General features: G+C 73.0%; 24 protein-coding genes. 10 read left to right on the top strand and 14 right to left on the bottom strand.

What is annotated here, in order from left to right:
• Positions 1-24 precede the first annotated feature (24 nt).
• A complete protein-coding gene (locus OG392_RS33165) occupies positions 25-858 on the bottom strand; it encodes a TIGR02452 family protein (protein WP_329285632.1) in 834 nt (277 codons plus the stop codon).
• Between the two features lie 227 nt (positions 859-1085).
• Here OG392_RS33165 and egtA point away from each other — a divergent pair, with 227 nt between their 5' ends.
• From egtA to egtD, 4 genes are read left to right on the top strand one after another with little or no spacing between them, the layout of a single operon-like run.
• Positions 1086-2345, top strand: a complete 1260-nt coding sequence (gene egtA / locus OG392_RS33160; RefSeq protein ID WP_329285630.1) for an ergothioneine biosynthesis glutamate--cysteine ligase EgtA — start codon at positions 1086-1088, stop codon at positions 2343-2345.
• On the top strand, positions 2342-3667 hold the full coding sequence (egtB, locus tag OG392_RS33155; protein WP_329285628.1) for an ergothioneine biosynthesis protein EgtB: 1326 nt from the start codon (positions 2342-2344) through the stop codon (positions 3665-3667). The genes egtA and egtB overlap by 4 nt, the downstream gene beginning before the upstream one ends.
• On the top strand, positions 3667-4419 hold the full coding sequence (gene egtC, locus OG392_RS33150; RefSeq protein ID WP_329285627.1) for an ergothioneine biosynthesis protein EgtC: 753 nt from the start codon (positions 3667-3669) through the stop codon (positions 4417-4419). The genes egtB and egtC overlap by 1 nt, the downstream gene beginning before the upstream one ends.
• The gene (gene egtD / locus OG392_RS33145) at positions 4416-5381 is read left to right on the top strand and encodes an L-histidine N(alpha)-methyltransferase (protein WP_329285625.1); all 966 of its coding nucleotides are present in this window, start codon (positions 4416-4418) and stop codon (positions 5379-5381) included. Before egtC ends, egtD begins: the two co-directional genes overlap by 4 nt.
• Here the strand turns inward: egtD and OG392_RS33140 are convergent.
• The 6 genes from OG392_RS33140 to OG392_RS33115 all read right to left on the bottom strand — a co-directional run bounded on the left by OG392_RS33140 (position 5276) and on the right by OG392_RS33115 (position 10150).
• Positions 5276-6184: a lysophospholipid acyltransferase family protein gene (locus OG392_RS33140; protein ID WP_329285624.1), complete on the bottom strand. Its 909-nt coding sequence runs from the start codon at positions 6182-6184 to the stop codon at positions 5276-5278. The two genes, egtD and OG392_RS33140, sit on opposite strands and share 106 nt — an antisense overlap.
• Positions 6181-7044: a GNAT family N-acetyltransferase gene (locus tag OG392_RS33135; RefSeq protein WP_329285622.1), complete on the bottom strand. Its 864-nt coding sequence runs from the start codon at positions 7042-7044 to the stop codon at positions 6181-6183. The genes OG392_RS33140 and OG392_RS33135 overlap by 4 nt, the downstream gene beginning before the upstream one ends.
• Positions 7045-7182: 138 nt before the next feature.
• The gene (locus OG392_RS33130) at positions 7183-8430 is read right to left on the bottom strand and encodes an extracellular solute-binding protein (protein WP_329285620.1); all 1248 of its coding nucleotides are present in this window, start codon (positions 8428-8430) and stop codon (positions 7183-7185) included.
• 335 nt (positions 8431-8765) lie between these two features.
• Positions 8766-8981: a dodecin gene (locus OG392_RS33125; protein WP_329285619.1), complete on the bottom strand. Its 216-nt coding sequence runs from the start codon at positions 8979-8981 to the stop codon at positions 8766-8768.
• 108 nt (positions 8982-9089) lie between these two features.
• Complete coding sequence (locus OG392_RS33120; protein WP_329285618.1) at positions 9090-9659, bottom strand: GNAT family N-acetyltransferase; 570 nt, start codon at positions 9657-9659, stop codon at positions 9090-9092.
• Entirely contained in the window at positions 9659-10150 is a 492-nt protein-coding gene (locus tag OG392_RS33115; RefSeq protein WP_329285616.1) for a phosphatase domain-containing protein, read from the bottom strand. The genes OG392_RS33120 and OG392_RS33115 overlap by 1 nt, the downstream gene beginning before the upstream one ends.
• 154 nt (positions 10151-10304) lie before the next feature.
• Here OG392_RS33115 and OG392_RS33110 point away from each other — a divergent pair, with 154 nt between their 5' ends.
• A complete protein-coding gene (locus OG392_RS33110) occupies positions 10305-10886 on the top strand; it encodes a dihydrofolate reductase family protein (protein ID WP_329285614.1) in 582 nt (193 codons plus the stop codon).
• Between the two features lie 66 nt (positions 10887-10952).
• Here OG392_RS33110 and OG392_RS33105 read toward each other — a convergent pair whose 3' ends face one another.
• Together OG392_RS33105 and OG392_RS33100 are read right to left on the bottom strand one after the other, a co-directional pair.
• On the bottom strand, positions 10953-11678 hold the full coding sequence (locus OG392_RS33105; RefSeq protein WP_443054977.1) for a class F sortase: 726 nt from the start codon (positions 11676-11678) through the stop codon (positions 10953-10955).
• Positions 11679-11767: 89 nt separating this feature from the next.
• Positions 11768-12448, bottom strand: coding sequence for a hypothetical protein (locus OG392_RS33100; RefSeq protein WP_329285609.1), 681 nt, complete (start codon positions 12446-12448; stop codon positions 11768-11770).
• A 307-nt stretch (positions 12449-12755) separates the two neighbouring features.
• Between OG392_RS33100 and OG392_RS33095 the strand changes: the two genes are divergently transcribed.
• Entirely contained in the window at positions 12756-12905 is a 150-nt protein-coding gene (locus OG392_RS33095; RefSeq protein ID WP_329285608.1) for a hypothetical protein, read from the top strand.
• Positions 12906-12952: 47 nt separating this feature from the next.
• Here OG392_RS33095 and OG392_RS33090 read toward each other — a convergent pair whose 3' ends face one another.
• Genes OG392_RS33090 through OG392_RS33080 form a run of 4 tightly spaced genes read right to left on the bottom strand, consistent with a single transcriptional unit; the run spans position 12953 to position 15378 of the window.
• A complete protein-coding gene (locus OG392_RS33090) occupies positions 12953-13555 on the bottom strand; it encodes a hypothetical protein (RefSeq protein WP_329285606.1) in 603 nt (200 codons plus the stop codon).
• Positions 13552-14631 carry a DUF6286 domain-containing protein gene (locus OG392_RS37610; RefSeq protein WP_443054974.1) on the bottom strand — a complete coding sequence of 360 codons (1080 nt, stop codon included), beginning with the start codon at positions 14629-14631 and terminating at the stop codon, positions 13552-13554. The genes OG392_RS33090 and OG392_RS37610 overlap by 4 nt, the downstream gene beginning before the upstream one ends.
• The gene (locus OG392_RS33085; RefSeq protein WP_329285604.1) at positions 14628-14813 is read right to left on the bottom strand and encodes a hypothetical protein; all 186 of its coding nucleotides are present in this window, start codon (positions 14811-14813) and stop codon (positions 14628-14630) included. Before OG392_RS33085 ends, OG392_RS37610 begins: the two co-directional genes overlap by 4 nt.
• A 52-nt stretch (positions 14814-14865) precedes the next feature.
• Entirely contained in the window at positions 14866-15378 is a 513-nt protein-coding gene (locus tag OG392_RS33080; protein WP_329285603.1) for an Asp23/Gls24 family envelope stress response protein, read from the bottom strand.
• 291 nt (positions 15379-15669) lie between these two features.
• Between OG392_RS33080 and OG392_RS33075 the strand changes: the two genes are divergently transcribed.
• Genes OG392_RS33075 through OG392_RS33065 form a run of 3 tightly spaced genes read left to right on the top strand, consistent with a single transcriptional unit; the run spans position 15670 to position 17212 of the window.
• Entirely contained in the window at positions 15670-16254 is a 585-nt protein-coding gene (locus tag OG392_RS33075; RefSeq protein WP_329285601.1) for an RNA polymerase sigma factor, read from the top strand.
• The gene (locus OG392_RS33070) at positions 16251-16856 is read left to right on the top strand and encodes an Asp23/Gls24 family envelope stress response protein (RefSeq protein WP_329285600.1); all 606 of its coding nucleotides are present in this window, start codon (positions 16251-16253) and stop codon (positions 16854-16856) included. Before OG392_RS33075 ends, OG392_RS33070 begins: the two co-directional genes overlap by 4 nt.
• Complete coding sequence (locus OG392_RS33065; RefSeq protein ID WP_329285599.1) at positions 16853-17212, top strand: hypothetical protein; 360 nt, start codon at positions 16853-16855, stop codon at positions 17210-17212. Before OG392_RS33070 ends, OG392_RS33065 begins: the two co-directional genes overlap by 4 nt.
• Before the next feature lie 85 nt (positions 17213-17297).
• Here the strand turns inward: OG392_RS33065 and OG392_RS37605 are convergent, their stop codons facing one another.
• Positions 17298-17840, bottom strand: a complete 543-nt coding sequence (locus OG392_RS37605; protein ID WP_443054971.1) for a helix-turn-helix domain-containing protein — start codon at positions 17838-17840, stop codon at positions 17298-17300.
• A 213-nt stretch (positions 17841-18053) separates the two neighbouring features.
• Between OG392_RS37605 and OG392_RS33055 the strand changes: the two genes are divergently transcribed.
• On the top strand, positions 18054-18536 hold the full coding sequence (locus tag OG392_RS33055) for a DUF427 domain-containing protein (protein WP_329285597.1): 483 nt from the start codon (positions 18054-18056) through the stop codon (positions 18534-18536).
• Positions 18537-18589 lie beyond the last annotated feature (53 nt).

The following is an 18589-nucleotide window of genomic DNA, read 5'->3' as shown; positions in this document are numbered from 1 at the left end:
GCACGGGGGTGCGGGCACCGCATGTCAGGCGGCAGCCGCCCCGACGACGCGGGCGAAGGCGGCCAGCGTCGGTGCGCCCTGGGCGCGGTCCAGGACGGCGAAGACGATCTCCTCGAAGTGGCCGGCGAAGCGACCCTCCCCGGTGAGCAGTGCGGTGAAGGCGCCGGCCACCTGCTCGGGGTCGTTCTGGAAGACGCCGCAGCCCCAGGCGCCGAGCACGAGCCGCCGGTAGCCGGCCGCGGCGGCCGTCTCCAGGACCCGCTCGGCGCGGGACGCGAGGGCGCCGGGCAGACGGTCGACGAGGGCGGGGGTGCGGCGGCGGACGACGCCCGCGTTGGGTGCGGGCGAGGTGAGGAAGCCGACGGTGAAGGGCGCGGCGAGGAGCGCCCCTCGGTCGTCGCGGAAGACCGGGACGCACGGCGAGTGGATGACCCGGTCGGTGTAGAGGACGTCGCGTTCCTCGCGGTGGTGGGCGTAGTAGCCGGGGGCGCGGAGCAGGGTGGCGTGGAGGGCGGAGGAGCGGCAGAGGGCCTCCTCCTGGGCCTGGGCGCCGTTGAGGTAGCCGCCGCCCGGGTTGCGGGCGGAGGCGAAGTTCAGGACGGCCACGGGGCGGGTCGCGTCGGCGGCGGTCATCCGCCGGGCGGCGGCCAGGCTGCTCTCGCCGGTGACGTCGAGGGTGGGCGTCCGGTCGGTGTCGGGGGTGACCGTGACGGGCTCGGGGCCGTAAAGGCGTGTTCCGGCCAGGGCGGCGGCGAGATCCTCTGCGACGGAGACGGTGCGGCCGTCGGGGGCCTGGTACCGGCCCGCGGCGACGATCTCCTCGGTCTGCCGCGCGATCGCGCGCAGTCGTGCACTCATGGCCTCAGGATGATCGTTTCGTCCCGGCCGGGACAACGGGTTTTCCCGGGATCCGACCGGGTCCCGACGGGTCCTCCACCCGGCGATTTCCGGCCGGGCGGGGGCGCGCGGGGCGCGTCCGGTCGGATCGGGGCGCTCTTGCACGCCGCCCGGTGGTGGCTTTAGGTGGAAGCAGAACTTCCCGGGGCCGGTCCCGACGACCGGCCTGACGACCAGGAGGTGTACGGATGTCGTCCAGCGGCATACGGCGCGGCGAGCCCCCTCTCGCGGAGGCGGAGGCGGAGGAACTGCTGCGATGTATCTGCTTCAAGACCGGCCCACCCCGCACCGTGGGGGTGGAGCTGGAATGGCTCGTGCACGAGCTGCGTGACCCCCGGCTCCCCGTCCGTCCGCCGAGGCTCGCGACGGCGCTCGACACCGTACGGTCCCTGCCGCTGGTGTCGTCCCTGACCTTCGAACCCGGCGGGCAGCTGGAGCTCAGCTCGCGCCCGGCCGGTTCGCTCATGGAATGCCTCGACTCCCTCGCCGCGGACCTCCGGGCCGTACGCTCGGCGCTGGGACCCCTCGGCCTCACCCTCAGCGGATACGGGGTGGACCCCTGGCACTCGCCGCGCGGCCGGGTGCTGCACGAGCCGCGGTACGACGCCATGGAGGCCGCGCTCGACCGCACCGGCCCCTCCGGCCGGGCGATGATGTGCGACTCGGCGTCGGTGCAGATCTGTCTGGACGCGGGCCTGGAGGAGCCGGGGCCCCTCGGCTACCACCGGCGCTGGCAGCTCGCCCATCTACTGGGCGCGGTGCTCGTCGCGGCCTTCGCCAACTCCCCGCTGCACGGCGGCCGCCGTACCGGCTGGCGCTCCACGCGGCAGGCCCTGTGGACGGACCTCGACCCCCGGCGGACCCTCGCGCCGCTGCCGGACGGGGAGCCGCGCGCCGAGTACGCGGCACACGTCCTGGACACGCCGGTGCTGTGCGTACGGGCCGACGAGGGCCCGTGGGCCGTGCCGGAGGGGATGACCTTCCGCGACTGGCTGCGCTCGGGCCTTCCCCGGCCGGCCGACGCCGACGACCTGCGGTACCACATGACGACGCTCTTCCCGCCGGTGCGGCCGCGCGGCCATCTGGAGCTGCGGATGGTCGACGCGCAGCCGGGCCCGGACGGATGGATGGTGCCGGTGGCCGTGACGACGGCGGTGTTCGACGACCCGGCGGCGGCGGAGACGGTGTACCGGGCGGTGAAGCCGCTCGCCGAGCGGGCCGGACGCGATCCCGCCCCCCGCAATCCGCTCTGGCTGGCGGCGGCCCGGGACGGACTGGCCGACCCCGAGCTGCACGCCACCGCCCTCACCGTGTTCGCCGCCGCGCTCGACGCGCTGCCCCGGATCGGGGCGAGCGAGGAGGTGCGGCGGGCCGTCGCGGCCTTCCACGAGCGGTACGTGATCCCCGGGAGCTGCCCGGCCGACGACCTGGAGGTGCTGACGTCATGACGGAGACCCGGACCGAGCGGGACCCCGAGGCCCTGCGCCTGCACGCCCTGGACGCCCTGACCGCCGCGCGGGCCCGCACGGCCCTGCTCACCTCCTGCGTCGACGACGGTGAACTCACCGCCCAGCACTCCCCCTTGATGTCTCCGCTGGTCTGGGACCTGGCGCACATCGGCAACCAGGAGGAGCTGTGGCTGTGGCGCGCGGTCGGCGGCCGGGAGGCGCTGCGGCCCGAGATCGACTCGCTCTACGACGCCTTCGAGCACCCGCGCTCCGCCCGTCCGTCGCTGCCGCTGCTCGCGCCGGGCGAGGCCAGGACCTACGCGGCGGACGTACGGCTGCGTGTCCTCGACGTGCTGGAGCGCGCCGAGTTCGACGAGCGTCCGCTGCTCCGGGCCGCCTTCGCCTTCGGCCTGGTGGCGCAGCACGAACAGCAGCACGACGAGACGATGCTGATCACCCATCAGCTGCGGAAGGGCCCCGCCGGGCTGACCGCTCCCCCGCCGCCGCCCCTGCGGAGCGGCCCGCTCCCGGCCGAGGTCCTCGTTCCCGGCGGCCCGTTCACCATGGGGACCTCGGAGGAGCCGTGGGCGCTGGACAACGAACGCCCGGCGCACGTCCGGGTCGTGCCCGCCTTCCACATCGACACCGCGCCGGTCACCAACGGCGCCTACCGGGCCTTCATGGCCGACGGCGGCTACACGGACCGGCGCTGGTGGCGGCCCGAGGGCTGGGCGCAGATCAGGGAGCACGGCATCGCGGCCCCGTTGTTCTGGCGCCAGGAGGGCGCCCAGTGGCTGCGTCGCCGGTTCGGGGTGACCGAGCCGGTGCCGGAGGACGAGCCGGTCCTCCACGTGAGCTGGTACGAGGCGGACGCCTACGCCCGCTGGGCGGGCCGGCGGCTGCCGACCGAGGCCGAGTGGGAGAAGGCCGCCCGGTACGACCCGGAATCCGGGCGCTCGCGCCGCTATCCGTGGGGCGACGCCGATCCGGGGCCCGAGCACGCCAACCTCGGGCAGCGGCACCTGCGTCCGGCCGCCGCGGGCAGCTATCCCGAGGGCGCGTCTCCGCTCGGCGTACGGCAGTTGATCGGTGACGTGTGGGAGTGGACGGCGAGCGACTTCCTGCCGTACCCGGGCTTCACCGTCTTCCCGTACAAGGAGTACTCGGAGGTGTTCTTCGGCCCCGACCACAAGGTGCTGCGCGGCGGCTCCTTCGCCGTCGACCCGGTCGCCTGCCGGGGCACCTTCCGCAACTGGGACCTGCCGGTGCGGCGCCAGATCTTCTCCGGATTCCGCACCGCCCGCAACGCGGAGCTCGACTGATGTGCCGCCATATCGCCTATCTTGGCGCTCCGGTGCCGCTGGGCGAGCTGCTCGTCGGGCCGGAGCACGCCCTGCTGCGCCAGTCCTGGGAGCCCCGCCACCAGACCAGCGGAGTGGTCAACGCCGACGGGTTCGGGGTGGGCTGGTACGCCGAGGGCGATCCGGTACCGGCCCGGTACCGGCGCTCCGGGCCCCTCTGGGGCGACCTCTCCTTCGCCGACCTGGCCCGGGTGGTGCGCTCCCGGGCGCTGCTCGCCGCGGTCCGCGGGGCGACCCTGCCGGGCGCCGACGGTGAGGCCGCCGCGGCGCCGTTCGCCGCCGGGCCCTGGCTGTTCAGCCACAACGGCGCGGTCAGGAGCTGGCCGGGCTCGCTCGCGCCGCTCGCCGCCACCCTCCCGGCCGGCGAACTCCTCGGCCTCGAGGCCCGGACCGACTCGGCGCTGCTCTGGGCGCTCGTGCTGCACCGGCTCCGGTCCGGTGACGCCCCGGGCCCCGCCCTGGCGGACACGGTGCGGGAGGTCGCCGAGGCGGCCCCCGGCTCCGGTCTCACCCTGCTGCTCACCGACGGGTCGACGATCGCCGCGACCGCCTGGGAGAACAGCCTCTGGTACCTGACGGGTCCCGACCGGGTGGTCGTGGCCTCCGAACCGTACGACGACGATCCGCGCTGGCGGGAGGTCCCCGGGCACACGCTCGTGACCGCCACCCGCGCCGACGTCACCCTCACCCCGCTCAAGGAGCCCTCCGCGTGAGCCCGTTCCAGCTGACCCGCACCCTCGCCCCGGACGCCGCCGGCGCCGATCTGCGCGCCGACGTCCTCCAGGGACTCAACCGCTCGCCCAAGGAACTGCCTCCGAAGTGGTTCTACGACGCCCGGGGCAGTGAGCTCTTCGAGGAGATCACCCGGCTGCCCGAGTACTACCCCACCCGGGCCGAGCGGGAGATCCTCAAGGAGCGGGCGGCGGAGATCGCCGCCGCCACCGGGGCCAGGACCCTGGTGGAGCTGGGCTCCGGCTCCTCGGAGAAGACCCGCTTCCTGATCGACGCGCTGCTGCCCGCACTGGACAGCTATGTGCCGGTCGATGTGAGCGAGTCCGCGCTGACCGGGGCGGCGGAGTCGCTGCTCGCCGAACGGCCGGGGCTGCATGTGCACGCGCTGGTCGCCGACTTCACCCGCGGGCTCGCGCTGCCCGGGACGCCGGGGCCCCGTCTGGTGGCCTTCCTCGGCGGCACCATCGGCAATCTGCTGCCCGGCGAGCGCCGCACGTTCCTCCGCTCCGTACGGGCGATGCTCACGCCGGGCGACGCGCTGCTGCTCGGCACGGACCTGGTGAAGGACGAGCCGACGCTCGTGGCCGCGTACGACGACTCCTCCGGGGTGACGGCCGCCTTCAACAAGAACGTACTCGCGGTCATCGACCGGGAGCTCGACGCGGACTTCGACCCGGACGCCTTCGACCACGTGGCCGTGTGGGACCGCGAGCGGGAGTGGATCGAGATGCGGCTGCGGGCCCGCCGCGCGCTGACCGTGAAGATCCCGGAGCTGGATCTCGTGGTGCCGTTCGCGGCGGGCGAGGAGATGCGGACGGAGGTGTCCGCGAAGTTCCGTCAGGCCGGTGTCCGGGCCGAGCTCGCGGAGGCGGACCTCGACCTCGACCGCTGGTGGACCGACAGCGAGGGAAGGTTCGCGCTGTCGCTGGCCACCGCCCGCTGAGCGGCGGCCGCCAGGGCCCGGCGATCCGGGTACAGGGCTCCGGGGAGGGGCTCCCGGAGCCGGACGACGGCGGTGACCCGGCGGGTGGAGACGACCCGCCACAGCGAGGAGCCGAGCGGGTCGGTCCCGACGTACGCGGCGGCGTCCGTGGGCCGGTAGTCGATCCGTACCGGCTGCACGGCGCAACCGGCGTCCAGGGCGGCCTGGAACGCGGCCGGGCGGAACCGGCCGCGTTCCCGGCCGCACCAGGTCGAGCCCTCGGGGAAGACGACCACGCGGCCGCCGCCCGCGAGCACCCCGGCCATGGTCCCTACGGTGCCGGGCAGGGCCATGATCCCCTCCCGGTCGATGAAGAGGGTGCCGCCGAGAGCCGCGAGCGTGCCGAGGACGGGCCAGCGGCGCACCTCCGACTTGGCGACCGTGCGGCCGGGCAGGACGGCGGCGATCAGCGGGATGTCGAGCCAGGAGACGTGGTTGGCGACGACGAGGAGCGGACCGCCGGACGGGGCGGCCGCTCCCTCGTACCGGACGTGGACGCCGAAGGCGCGGACCACCGCCCGCGTCCAGAACCGCACGAGCGCGAGCCGGGTCCCGGTCGGCAGGAGACCGGCCGGCAGGGCGAGGAGCAGACCGAGGAGGACGGTGCCGAGTCCGGCGATCAGCCGGGCCGCGGCCCGGACGGCCCCGGCCCGGTCCGCCCCCGCGTGGCGCCGGTGGTGGGCGGACGCGGGGTGGGCGGCGCAGTGGCCCGGGGTGCAGGGTGCCGTGGGGAGCCACGGCGAGAGGGCCGTGGATCCGTTCACCGCGCAGGGGCGAGCGAGAGGAAGTGGTTGAGGTAGCGCGGGTTGGTCCGGCGCAGCGAGAGCAGGACGTAGAGGTCGGCGACGCCGAAGTCGGGGTCGTGCGCGGGGGCGCCGCAGACCCAGGCGCCGAGCCGGAGGTAGCCGCGGAGCAGCGGCGGCAGCTCGGTGCGGCCTTCGGGACGGGTGATGCCCTCGGGGCTCCAGAGCTTGTGCGGGGTGACCCAGTACTCCTCCGGGGCGAGGTGCTTGGCCTTGACGGTGTCCCAGGTGGCGGCGGCGAGGGTGCCGCCGTCGGCGAGCGGGAGGGAACAGCAGCCGGCGAGCCAGTTGTGGCCGGTGTTCGTCATGTAGCGGGCGAGGCCGGCCCAGATGAGCGCGATGACGGCCCCGTTGCGGTGGGCGGGGTGGACGCAGGAGCGCCCGACCTCGACCAGGTCGTGCCGGATCGGGGCGAGCCGGGTGAGGTCGAACTCGCTCTCGGAGTAGAGGCGCCCGGCGACGGCGGCCCGGTCGGGCGGAAGGATGCGGTAGGTGCCGACGATCTCGCCGGTGGTCTCCTCCCGTACGAGGAGGTGGTCGCAGTACGCGTCGAAGGCGTCGATGTCGAGGCCGGGCTCCGGGCCGTCGAGCTGGGCGCCGAGTTCACCGGCGAAGACCTGGTGGCGCAGCCGCTGGGCGGCGCGGACGTCCTCCTGGTCACGGGCGAGTCCGACGAGGTACCGGGGGGTGGGCTCCTCGGCCGGGGTCCGCGGCGCCGTCTGCGCGACGTGGGCCCGGGACGCGGGCTGCCCGACGAGGGGCTGGGCGGGTACGGCGAGCGGCTGAGCGGGGACGGCGAGCGTGGGGGTCGGTGCGGCCATGTCGGGCTCCTCCGGCGTACGGAAGGGGAAGGGGCGGCGCCGGACCGTGTGAGCGGTGGCCCGGCTCCTTACTTCTTCCGTGACCGGCTGGATTCGACATGACCGTCCGGGGGCCCGCGGGTGTGGAGGCGCTGAATGCTATTCGGCGAGGGTGTCCGTGATCTCGGCCGAGGCGAGCCTGGCGGCCTTCAGCGGGTCCTCACCCTGGAGGACGGCCGTCATGTAGGGCTTGATGGGGTTGTCGGCCTCGACATCGGCCCACTGCGGCGAGTTGGGGGTGGCGCGGCCGCGGGCGGCGCCCCTGGCCATGACGGCGGTGGCCTCCTGGCCGGCGACGACGGAGGCGAGGCCCTTCTTGTTGGGCACGTAGCCCATGGTGCGGGCGAGGTCGGTCTGCCACTTCTCGCCGGCGAGCGCCTTGACGACGTCGAGGGCGGCGCCGCGCTGGGGGGCGTTCTCCGGGATGATCAGGTCGGAGCCACCGGTGAAGACGGCGCAGGGCTGGCCCGCCTTCGCACCGGGTATGGGGAAGTAGCCGAGCTTGTCCTTGAGACCGGGGTTGGCCTTGAGGATCGCGGCGACGGCGCTGGGGGCGGCGATGAGCTGGGCCACGTCGCCCTTGGCGAAGACGTCGGCCTGCGGCGGGTTCTGCTCGTCGGCGTCCTTGGGGCCGGAGCCGAGGGACTGGAGTTCCTTGTAGTAGGCCATGCCGCGCCGGGCAGCCGCGCTCTCGAGCGCGCCGGTCCACTCGCCGCCCTTGTCGGTGGCGAGTTCGCCGCCCTCGTCCCAGATGAATCCGGCGAGGGTGTACCAGTCCTGGCCCGCGAGATAGATGCCCTGGGAGCCCTTGCTGTTGAGCTTCTCGGTGTCGGTGAGCCACTGGGCGCGCGTGGCCGGCGGCTTGTCGATGCCGGCGTCGGCGAACAGGTCCTTGTTGTAGATGACGATGCGGTTCGCCGCGTACCAGGGGATGCCGTACTGGGATCCGCCGATGCTGCCGGGCTCGGCGAGACCGGGCAGCCAGTCCTCGCTGCCGAGGTCGCGGACCGACTCCAGGGTGAGGTCGAAGAGCTTCTCGGTGTCGGCGTACTGGGCGACCTGGGTGTTGCCGACCTCGATGACGTCGGGGCCGCCGGGGCCCTGGATGGCTTCGGTGACCTTCTTTCCGATGCCGGTCCACTCCTGGATGGTGACCTTGAGTTCGACGCCGTCGTGCTCGTCCTCGTACGCCTCGGTGAAGCGGTTGAGGAAGTCCTCGCTGACGCTGTCCCGCATGAGCCAGACGTTGACGGTCTTCGTCCCGCCGCCGCCCGGGAGCATCCCGCAGCCGGCGAGGGCGAGCGCGGTGGCGGCTGCCAGGGGGCAGGCCAAATGGCGGTTCTTCACGTAGGTCACCTTCTGCGGTTCAGCACAGGGTCGTGCGGCATGGGGGGCTGACCCGACATGGGGGGACCGAACGGGGTGTTCGCGCGGGTATGTGGCCTGGATTCTGGTCTGGACCAACGGGATGGTCAAGTCCTTGACCATCCCGTTGACACCCCGAATGTGCGCTCCGTGCCGTTACCGTCGGTAGCTACCCGGCGGTCACCACCGGGCGCGCCGAACCGGCCACGCACGCCGAACGCCCCTCTCGCGGGGCCCGTTGGGGCCGGCGAGAGGGGCGCGTCACACGCGTCCGGGAGACGGTGGTGAGCTCTACGGAAAACGAACGCGGCACATGGCTAGCTGGGCTCCTCCAGGCGGAAGCCGACCTTCATGCCCACCTGGAAGTGGGCGACCTGCCCGTCCTCGACGTGACCGCGGATCTCCGTGACCTCGAACCAGTCGACCGAGCGCAGCGTGTCGCAGGCGCGGGTGATCCCGTTCCGGATGGCGGTGTCGACGCCCTCCGAGGACGACCCGACGATCTCCGTGACGCGGTAGACGTGATCTCCCATGACGGCCTCTCCTTCGCGTTCCGACTCCCATCCACACTGCACGGAACCGGAGACCCCCGCGAGTCGAGGTGGACCACGCCCCCACGGCGCGGCCGTGGTCCCGCCGCGTCACATCGGACGGGAATGCAGCCGGACCGGCCCCTCGGGCCACCGGCTCCCCCGCCGGAGCGGGTACCACATCGTCCGCAGCGGCATCGTCGCCGGGCCGTCGGGCTGTTCCACCTCCACGGCGCCGTCCACCACGCTCCAGCCGAGCCGGGCGTAGAGGCCGGAGACGTCCGGGCGGCAGAACAGCAGCGCGAACTCGGGCCCCAGCGTCCGCGCGTGGTCCAGGGCGCCGGCCACCACCCGCGCGGCGAGCCCGCGGCCCCGCCGGTCCGGGGCGACGGCGACCCCGCCGAGGCCCACGACGTCGAACCGGCTGCCGCCGACCGAGAGGGGGAGGACCAGGAGCCCCGCGTGGGCGAGGAGCCGCCCGGCCGCCCTGATCCCGAAGTGGTGCTCCTTCGGCAGCCAGACCAGACCCGACGCGTCCACCCCGAACGGGTCGACGGCGTCCCCGAAGATCTCGGACCGGTCGTACTCCTCCAGCCGGTCCACCGCGGGTGCCGCGGGGAGGCGCTCGGCGGTGCTCCCCTCCTCGGGGAGCCGCTCGGCGGTGCTCCGCTCGGTGCCCATCAGGTGCGGCCCTCCTTCTCCTGGGCGTCCCTCAGCTCCTCGGACGGGGTAGCCCACCGAGCGCGTACGACGGGGAAGCCGGCCTCCTCGGCCGCGTCGCAGACCAGCATGTCGTCGTCGACGAGCATCCTGATCGCACGGTCGGCGCCCAGCCGCCGCAGGATCTCCACCTTGGTCACCCGGGCCGGACGGAAGTCGCGGTTGCGGCGCATGTGGACCGGCCCCTCCGGGAGTCCCTGCGCGGCCAGCCAGGCCAGGGTGTCCCGGCGACAGCGCTCCGGACGCCCGGTCAGATAGACCACGTCGCACTCCTCGGCCGCCTCACGGCACAGGGCGATCCCCTCGTCCAGCGGCGGATCGTCCGGCGCCGCGGCGAAGAAGGCGTCCCAGTCCTTGGGGCGTTGCTCCAGGAAGCGCTGGCGGTGGGCGGTCGCGGCGAGCGTGTTGTCGAGGTCGAAGACGGCCAGGGGCCGCTGGTTGTCGGCTGTCACGCGCCCAGCCTAGAAGGTCGGGCGAGGACGCCCTCCGGACGTGGCGCGACACCGTGCGCCTCGCCCGGGAGGCGGAGGACCTCGGCTACCTTCTCAGCGGAGCGACAAGCTCACGACACGCCGTTCGAGGGCACCCGACGCAGAGGAGAGCCCCGTGGGCAAGGTGGTCATGTACAGCTCGGTGTCGGTGGACGGCTTCATCGCGGACGAGAACGACCAGCCGGGACCGCTGTTCGACTGGTTGTCGAGCGGTGACGTGCCGTTGGACGAGAGCGGCGTCCTGAAGGTGTCGCAGCCGTCCTACGACTACACCCGGTCGTACTGGGACCGGATCGGGGCGACGGTCGTCGGCCGCCGTGTCTTCGACATGACGGACGGCTGGGACGGGAAGCCTCCGGGCGGCGTCGACCACGTGGTCGTCGTGACCCACCGGCCGCAGCCCGAAGGATGGGACCCCGAGGCGCCGTTCCACTTCGTCGACGGCATCGAGGCAGCCGTGGCCACGGCACAGGAGCTCGCGGGTGACCGCATCGTCGAGGTCGCCGCCGGCGACGTCGGCGGCCAGGTGCTCGCGGCGGGCCTGATCGACGAGGTACGCATGGACGTCGTACCCGTCGTGTTCGGCTCGGGCAGGCGCTACTTCGGGTCGGTCCGCGCGCAGCACCTGCTGGAGGGTCCCGACACCGCGATTCAGGGCAACCGGGTGCTGCACCTGCGCTATCGGGTGCGCCGCTGACCGGAGCGAAGTCCTGGGCGCGGCCCGGAGCGGGCCCGACTCGTCCGGCGGGACGGGACCGCGCTGTCAGGCAGCGTGGTCGAGGTGGGCGAAGACCACCAGGTTCTCCGCGTAGTCGCGTGCCGAGCGGTCGTACGCGCCGGCGCAGGTGATGAGCCGGACCAAGGCGTCGGGAGTGTCGTCGTACACGCGCTGGTCCGGGAAGTCGTTCTTGTGGAAGTTCTCCACGGAGTCGATCAGGAAGACGGCGGTGGTCCCGTCGACACGATCGACCTCGAAGCGGTCACCGGGCGAGAGTTCGGACAGGCGCGCGAAGACCGCCGGGGCGGTCGCGGTGTCAAGGTGACCGGCGATGATCGCCGTACCCCGCTGACCAGGGGAGATCCCGGAACTCTGCCAGCCGACCAGATTCGTGTCGTCCGCGGGAGGCGGGTCCAGAGCGCCGGAAGGACCGATCTTGAGTCCGGTGAAGGGAGCGTCCACGGCGATCTTCGGAATCCGCAGCCGGACGGGCGCCGAGCGTGGCATGACCGGAACGCCCGGCGAGGTCACGTCCGGTTCCGACGAGGCGGAAGCGTCCGGCCGAGCGGGCTGAGGCGCGGCCGCCGGAGCCTGCTGCGTCACCGAAGGCCCTGTGGGCGTGATCGGAGCGGTCGCGTCCGGCGTGAACAGCCTCGAGCCGAAGGCGTACAGAAGCACGGCCAGAGCCACGGCCCAGAACACGCCCCGGACGGCCCATCGTGCGGCGCGTCGTGGTGTTCCCGTACTCACGGGGTCGGGTCGGGTCGTCACCTGAGGGGGACCTTTCGGAAGCGAGGGGGAAGCCAGGAGGGATCGGATGCGGGGGCCCAGCCGTGGCGGGCCCCCGCGTCGGAGGAGGGTCAGGCGGTGCCGCCGGCCTTCCTGCGGCGCATGACGGCGACCGCGGCCAGCCCTCCGGCCAGCACCAGGGCGCCCGTCACGTTCATGCTGGTGCCGGCGAGCCCGCCACCACCGGTGTGCATGCCGCCCTTCGGCTTCTCCGCCTTGTAGCCCTCCTCCTTACCCTTGTCCTTCTCCTTCTCCTGGTCGCCCTTCGACCAGTCGTCGGCGTTCACGAGGGACAGCGCACCCGAACCGGTGTGCATCCCGCCCTTCGGCTTCTCGTGGTCACCCTTCTCGTGACCACCCTTCTCCTGGTCACCCTTCTCGTGGTCACCCTTCGACCAGTCGTCACCGCCCACCAGGGACAGCGCACCCGAACCGGTGTGCATCCCGCCCTTCGGCTTCTCGTGGTCACCCTTCTCGTGACCACCCTTCTCGTGGTCACCCTTCTCCTGGTCACCCTTCGACCAGTCGTCACCGCCCACCAGGGACAGCGCACCCGAACCGGTGTGCATGCCACCCTTCGGCTTCTCGTGGTCACCCTTCTCGTGACCACCCTTCTCGTGGTCGCGCTCCTGGCTGTGGGAGGAGTCGTCCTTGTCCCAGTCGCCTGCGGTGCTGGCGTAGGCACTGGGCGCGGCGATCGTCAGGGCGCCGGCGGCGGCGGTCGCAGCGAGGAGAATGCGGGCAGAGCGCATCGAAGACTTCCTTTCGTCGCCCGCGTCGGCTGACTGTCTGTCGGCTTCTCGTACGCGGCGACATGGCCCACCGTCAGTCCGCCACGTGACGCACGCGACTTGAGGTAGTGCATTCGATGCACGGCCTGCCGCCCACCGCCATCCAGGCACGCGCCCGTGCCGGAGCCGCCGCACCACGAGGGGGGCGCCCTGACCAGGGCGCCGGCCGGCCGGTCGCAGGGAATGTCACGGAATCCCATCCGTTGCGGTGGCGGCGACGAATACAGAGTGAGGACCGCGGCGAGCGAACGGCCGGGAGGTGAGGCAGATGACCGAGGAGGAGTTCCACCAGTTGATGGAGCAGGCGCGACGAGAGGCGGCCAGAGGCGGCTTCCCCGCCTCCGACCGCGACTCCGACGACCAGTCGCCGTACGAGATCGCCGCCCGTCACGCCGAGAGCGGCGCCGCCGCCCATTGAGCCTCATGGCAGGCGGAACGGAAGGCGTATCCGTCTCCCCGCAGCGCTCATAGGACAGTTCGTCTTCCCGGCACAGCGCCTCGGCGTGCACCGCGTCCGGCCGAGGAGGCGAAGCGTACGTCAGCCCGGACCGTCTGCGGGGCCATGATGTCGTCGACCTGGGCCAGCACCCTGCCGAGGGCAGCGAGGGCACGGTCGGGGGTGGCCTCACGGTGCAGCCTGATCTTCATGCGCATGCGGAGGCGGCGGCCCTCGCTGGTGATCCGGGTCCGGCAGCCGGCCACCTCTCCCGTCTTCAGCACCTCCTCCGTGACGGCCCTCTCCAGCGCGCTGCGCAGTGTGACCGCGCCGCGCGTCGCCAGCGGGACCGTCGCGCGGGTGCCGCGCGTCGCCTGGCGTACGCACCACAGCGCAAGGAGCACGGACGCCACGGCTGCCACCGCGCACGCCGACACCGGCCACCAGTTCTGGGAGCGCCACTCGGCCAGGACGTCCGTGGCGGATCCGAAGGCGCGCCACGGCCGGCCGGAGCCCCGTGCGGCGGCCGGATCGAGCTGGAAGCGCGCCCATACGACCGCGCACCCGGCCAACACGAGGCCCGAAAGGGCGAGGAAAGCCCGATTGACCATCGTGAGCTGCCTCGATGTCACGAATCGACTCCTTCGCGGATCGTCCTCGACGGAGTGTCGTCTTGCGCTGTCCTCGGGGCACCGAACCGCGCGGACCCGTCACCCGTCCGTCGCACCGGACCGGGGTGGGGGCCGGAGCCGGACGAGGGCGCGACCGGCCCGGGCGACGCCTGCCTCCCCGGCACCGGAGGTTCTGAGGTGGTGGTGCCGATCACGACGCGCAGTCGAGGCGGGCGCGCCAGGCGACAGGCGGTGAGCGCCCGCTCGGCGGCGTCACGCGCCCCGGCGAGGGCGGCTTCGCCGTCACCGCGTGTCCGCGTCGCCCGTACGGTGACGGTCCGGCGACTCACCCGTACGGCGACCGGTCCGATGCCGTTCACGGCGCCCACGGCAGCCCGGAGGACGGCTTCGAGGACCGTGCGGTCGACGGATGCCGTCAGAGACGGTGCGGAGGAGACCGTCCATCGACGCCGGTGTCCCGGAAGGACCGCCAGAAGGATCAGGAGCACCCCTGAGGCGAGCGCCGCGCCTGCCCCGAGGACGGGCAGGAGGGTGACTGAGGTGCTCTGGGTCGACCAGGTGACGAGAGGTGTCCACCAGGCTGTCTCCGGGAGCGCGGGAAACCACCTCCCGGCGATGTCGAAGGCCAGGGTGCCGAGAGCCAGGGAGCTCGACAGGGACAGGACCGCGACAGGAACGCGCCGCTGCGACCAGACTCGCCGTGGCGGCCGCGGCGGTGGCGCGGCGGCCTCCGAGGCACCCGAGGCACCCGAGGCACCCGAGGATCGTGCAGGTGTCCTGGGGGGCGGCAGGGTCAGCTCGGTGACGCGGATGTCAGGCGGCGCGCAGGGAAGGCCCGTCAGGTCGTGTGTGCGCCGGGCCACGAACTCTCGCAGGGTCGCGACCGTGTCGGCCAGGGAGTCCGGGTGGTGCAGCCTCACGTCGATGTGCGGCTGCGTCCGGTCTCCGCGAGACGTCGTGGTCGTCCTGTGCGCCGTGCTCCCGGCGGGCAGCGCCTCGGCGGCCGCGAGGGCGGCGATCGAACGTACCGCCCTCGCCGAGACGCGGGTGGTCCCCCGGTCCCCCGCTGCCGTCATCGTCGGCCCCGCTCGAAGGACTCCCGAAGGTCCCGGACCCGGCCGCCCGAGTCGAACCAGCTTCCGATCGCCCATCCCGCTCCCCCCAGCGTGGCGACGAGCAGGAACGCGCCCGCCCCACCGAAGCAGGCCGCGAAGGCCAAGGCGATGCCCGCGGTCATTCCCGTGAACGCCTGAGTCATTACCGTTCCTTGTTCCACTCGTCGAGGGACATTCCGGAGGGCCTCGGTCGTCTCACTCCACCCGTGAGTCAGCCAGGGCCTCGTTGTCGTCCTCCGGCAGGTGGACGTCGTTGACGGTGATGTTCACCTCGACGACCTCCAGTCCTGTGATGCGCTCGACGGCCACGACGACGTTCTCCCGGACGTCCTGCGCCACGTCCGTGATGGCGACGCCGTACTCCACGACGAGTTCCAGGTCGATGGCCGCCTGCCGCTCGCCGACCTCGACCTTCACTCCGCGCCCGACGTTCGGCCGTCCGCCCGGGACCCGCTCCCGCACCACACCCAGGGTTCGGGAGAGGCCGCCTCCCATGTCGTGGACCCCCGGGATCTCCCGGGCAGCCATGCCCGCCACCTTCACGACCACGACATCGCCGATCGCCGTCCTGCCGCGCTCGCCGACCGGCAGCACGGCCGGCCGGTCGTGGTGCCCGCCCTCCCCCGGCCCGGCCGAGGACGGCTGTCCGTCCGAGCCCTTCTGCGGGGCGGACCCGTTCCTCGACACTGCTGCGGTGGTAGCGGTCATGATCTTTCCTCTCGTGGAGCATCGCTGAACCGTTCTCACCCGCTTCGACCCCGGCGACGCGGAGCTGTGACGCCCGAATCACGACAAGCTCCCCGCCTTTCCCCGCGGGCCCGGTCGGCGGTCCCCCGTCCGTGCGGGCCGCTCCGCTGCTCCGGGCGGCCTTCCCAGCGGCCTCCGCGGTCGCGGGAGACAGGTTCCGCGCATCCGCGCCCCCGTCGGCCACGAATGAGGTCGTAACGAGTGGAGCCCATCGGTGTCTCACTGGTGAAGGCGAAGGAGAGGAGCCGCCCAGTGACGGGCGTCGGCACAGGCATCACGCCAGCGGACATCGGCCACACCGAAGGTGAAGTCCTCCTTGTGGCCAGAGCGGCGGAGGGCGACGAGGAGGCGTTCGCCGTGCTCGTCGAGCGCCACACACCCATGCTGCTGCGTCTTGCGACCAGGTTGTTGAGCAGCCGTACGGAAGCGGAGGACGCCGTCCAGGAGGCACTCATCAGCGCGTGGCGGCGACTGCCCGACTTCCAGGGCCGCTCCGCCTTCGGAACCTGGCTCTACCGCATCGTCACCAACCGGTGTTTCAACATCCTGCGGGGCCGGACCACGGGGGTGCCGCTGGAAGCGGCGGGCGACGTCGCGGCGGCCGAGCACGCGGTGTCGCCCGCGAGGATCGCCGAGGGGCGGGACGCGGTCCGGGAGCTGCGCGGTGCCCTGGATCTCCTCTCCGCCGAGCAACGCGCATGCTGGGTGTTGCGGGAGGTGGACGGTCAGTCCTATGAATTCATCGCGGACGCGGTCGGCATCAGTCAGGAAGCCGTACGAGCCCGCGTCTTCCGCGCACGACGCTGTCTGACACAAGCACTGGGGGCCTGGCGATGAGCACACACGTCACTCCGCCCGCGGACGACACCGGCGACGACCATGCCCGACTGCCCTGCGGACGGCTGATCTCCGAGCTCTGGGACCGGTGGGAGAGGCAGGAGCACGACGCTCACCTGACGGTCTGTGAGCACTGCCGTCACCAGGTGGAGGACCTGGAACGGCTGGAGTCGGCCGTCCACGGGCTGCGGGAGGCCACGGAGCCCGAGGGCGCGGACGTGACCGCGCTGACGCGGCGGGTGATGGACGTCGTACGGCTCGAACTGCGTCCAGGACGGCCGATCCCCCTCGGCGATCCCTGGGAGGACCTTTCGATCATGGAGGCTGTCGCCGCCCGCAGCCTTCGCGAAGCCGCCGAAACGATTCCCGGTGTCCACGCGGGGTCCTGTCGCCTCGAACTCACGCCGCGCGCCCCGGAAGTCGCGGTCCGGATCGAGGTGCACGCGCCGGCGCACGGTGTTCTGCCCGAGATCGCCGACCGGATCCGGGCCGCGGTCCGGGCCGCGGCGACGAGCGAACTCGGCATGTCCGTCTCGGCGGTGGACATTCTCATCAGCGATCTCGTCGGTCCCGCAGATGGCCAGGAAGAACGTGAGTCGTGACCCGTCCCCAGCCCCTCACTCGTTCCGCGCTCGCGGACGACATCGCCCGCGCGGCCAGGAACGTGCCGGGGGTGGCCTTCCTGAGACCGGGGCTGTCGGGGTTGCTGCGCGACGGGCTGCGCCGCCCCTCACCGGCGGCGGCCGCTTCCTCGTCCTCGGCGGGAGTCCGGGTGCACGGCGGCGACCGCACCTCGCCCTTGCGGGTGGAGGTCCGTCTCGTCGTCCTGCGGTCCAGTCGGACCGTGGACGTCGCGCGGGCCGTCCGCTCGGTCGTCGAGGCACGCCTCGCGGCGCTGCTTCCGGGGCGGACGGCCGGAGCGGCGCGGGTGAGCGTCACCGTCACGGGCCTGGTGTGACGGATCCGCGTGCGTACGTCTCCGGGCAACCGGGCCTCCTGCCGCGGGACACCGCCGGTGTCCCGCGGCAGGCCGTGACCCGAGTTCAGAGAGGGGGTGCCGGCATCGTCAGAACGAGGTGCAGGGCGACGGTCCACAGGCCGACGGCCGCGGCCGTCAGACGAAGCCTGCGCTTCCGCTCGGGGGACACGGGATCGAAGCCGTCGCCCACGGGCAGTCCCTTGAGCTCGGCGGCACGGCGTGCGACGCGTTGCGCCGGTACGGGGCCGGGGGGCTCCGCCGCGGCGGAGTGGTGGAGTGGATCGGAACGCCGCTGTCGAGGGCGGTCCCCGGTGGCCGCGCGGGGCACCTGCGCGGGTGGCCCGTTCAGCCCGGACGCCAGGCCGGAGGCGAGGCCGCCCAGGAAGGCGGCGTAGGCGGCGCGCCGCCTTCCGGTGGGCGAGGTGCGGCCCGCTTCCCAGGACCGCACGGTCGCGGCTGTCACACCGAACGCGTCGGCGACCTGGCGCTCGGACAGGTGCCATGCCTGCCGGAGGGCGGCTCTGTCGGCAGGCGGGGGAAGAGCGGGCCTGGAGGACCGGTTGCGAGGTGGCGCGGGGTGGTGCCGGAGCGGTGAGTGGATCGTCATGCCCGTAGGACAGCGACGGTCCGACTATGTGATGAAGCGCGAAGCGGAATAGCTCGTATGCCGCAATCCCCGGGATCGGCGGCGACGCCCGGGGAGCCGAGGCCGGAGGCCGTGGCGTCGCGTAGGGCCGGGGCCGGAGGCCGTGGCCGCATCCGCGGGCCGGGTGGGGAGCGAAGAGTCGAAGGAGAGCCGCACCCACGGAGAGGAGGCGCCATGAACCTGGTGCCGACCGGTCCGAAGGAGTCCGTGTGGGACTATCCGCGGCCTCCCTCAGTGGTGGCCGACAGCCGCCGCGTGACGGTCACCGTGGGTTCCGACCCGGTGGCGGACACCTGCGCGAGCCTCCGGGTCCTGGAGACGAGCCACCCCCCGGTCTTCTACCTGCCCCGACAGGACGTGGACACCTCGCTCCTGCGCGCCGGGGCGGGCCGGACCCACTGCGAGTGGAAGGGCGCGGCATCGTACTGGGACGTGGTCACCGGCGGGGTCTCGGTCCCCCGCGCGGCCTGGAGCTACGAGCGGCCCCTCGGCCCGTACGAAGCCCTCCGGGGGTACCTGGCCTTCTATCCGTCCCTGGTCCGCTGCGCGGTCGACGGCGAGGTGGTGACCGCCCAGGAGGGCGACTTCTACGGCGGGTGGATCACGCCCGAGATCGAGGGACCGTTCAAGGGCGGCCCGGACACCTGGGGTTGGTGAGGGACAAGGCGCCGGGCCCAGGGCCGCTTCGGGAGGCCCGTGTGCCGGGCCCG

The sequence above is a fragment of the Streptomyces sp. NBC_00691 genome, assembly GCF_036226665.1.
GTDB lineage: Bacteria > Actinomycetota > Actinomycetes > Streptomycetales > Streptomycetaceae > Streptomyces.
Note: the sequence above shows the minus strand (reverse complement) of the source record. Positions and strands in the feature narration are given on the sequence as shown.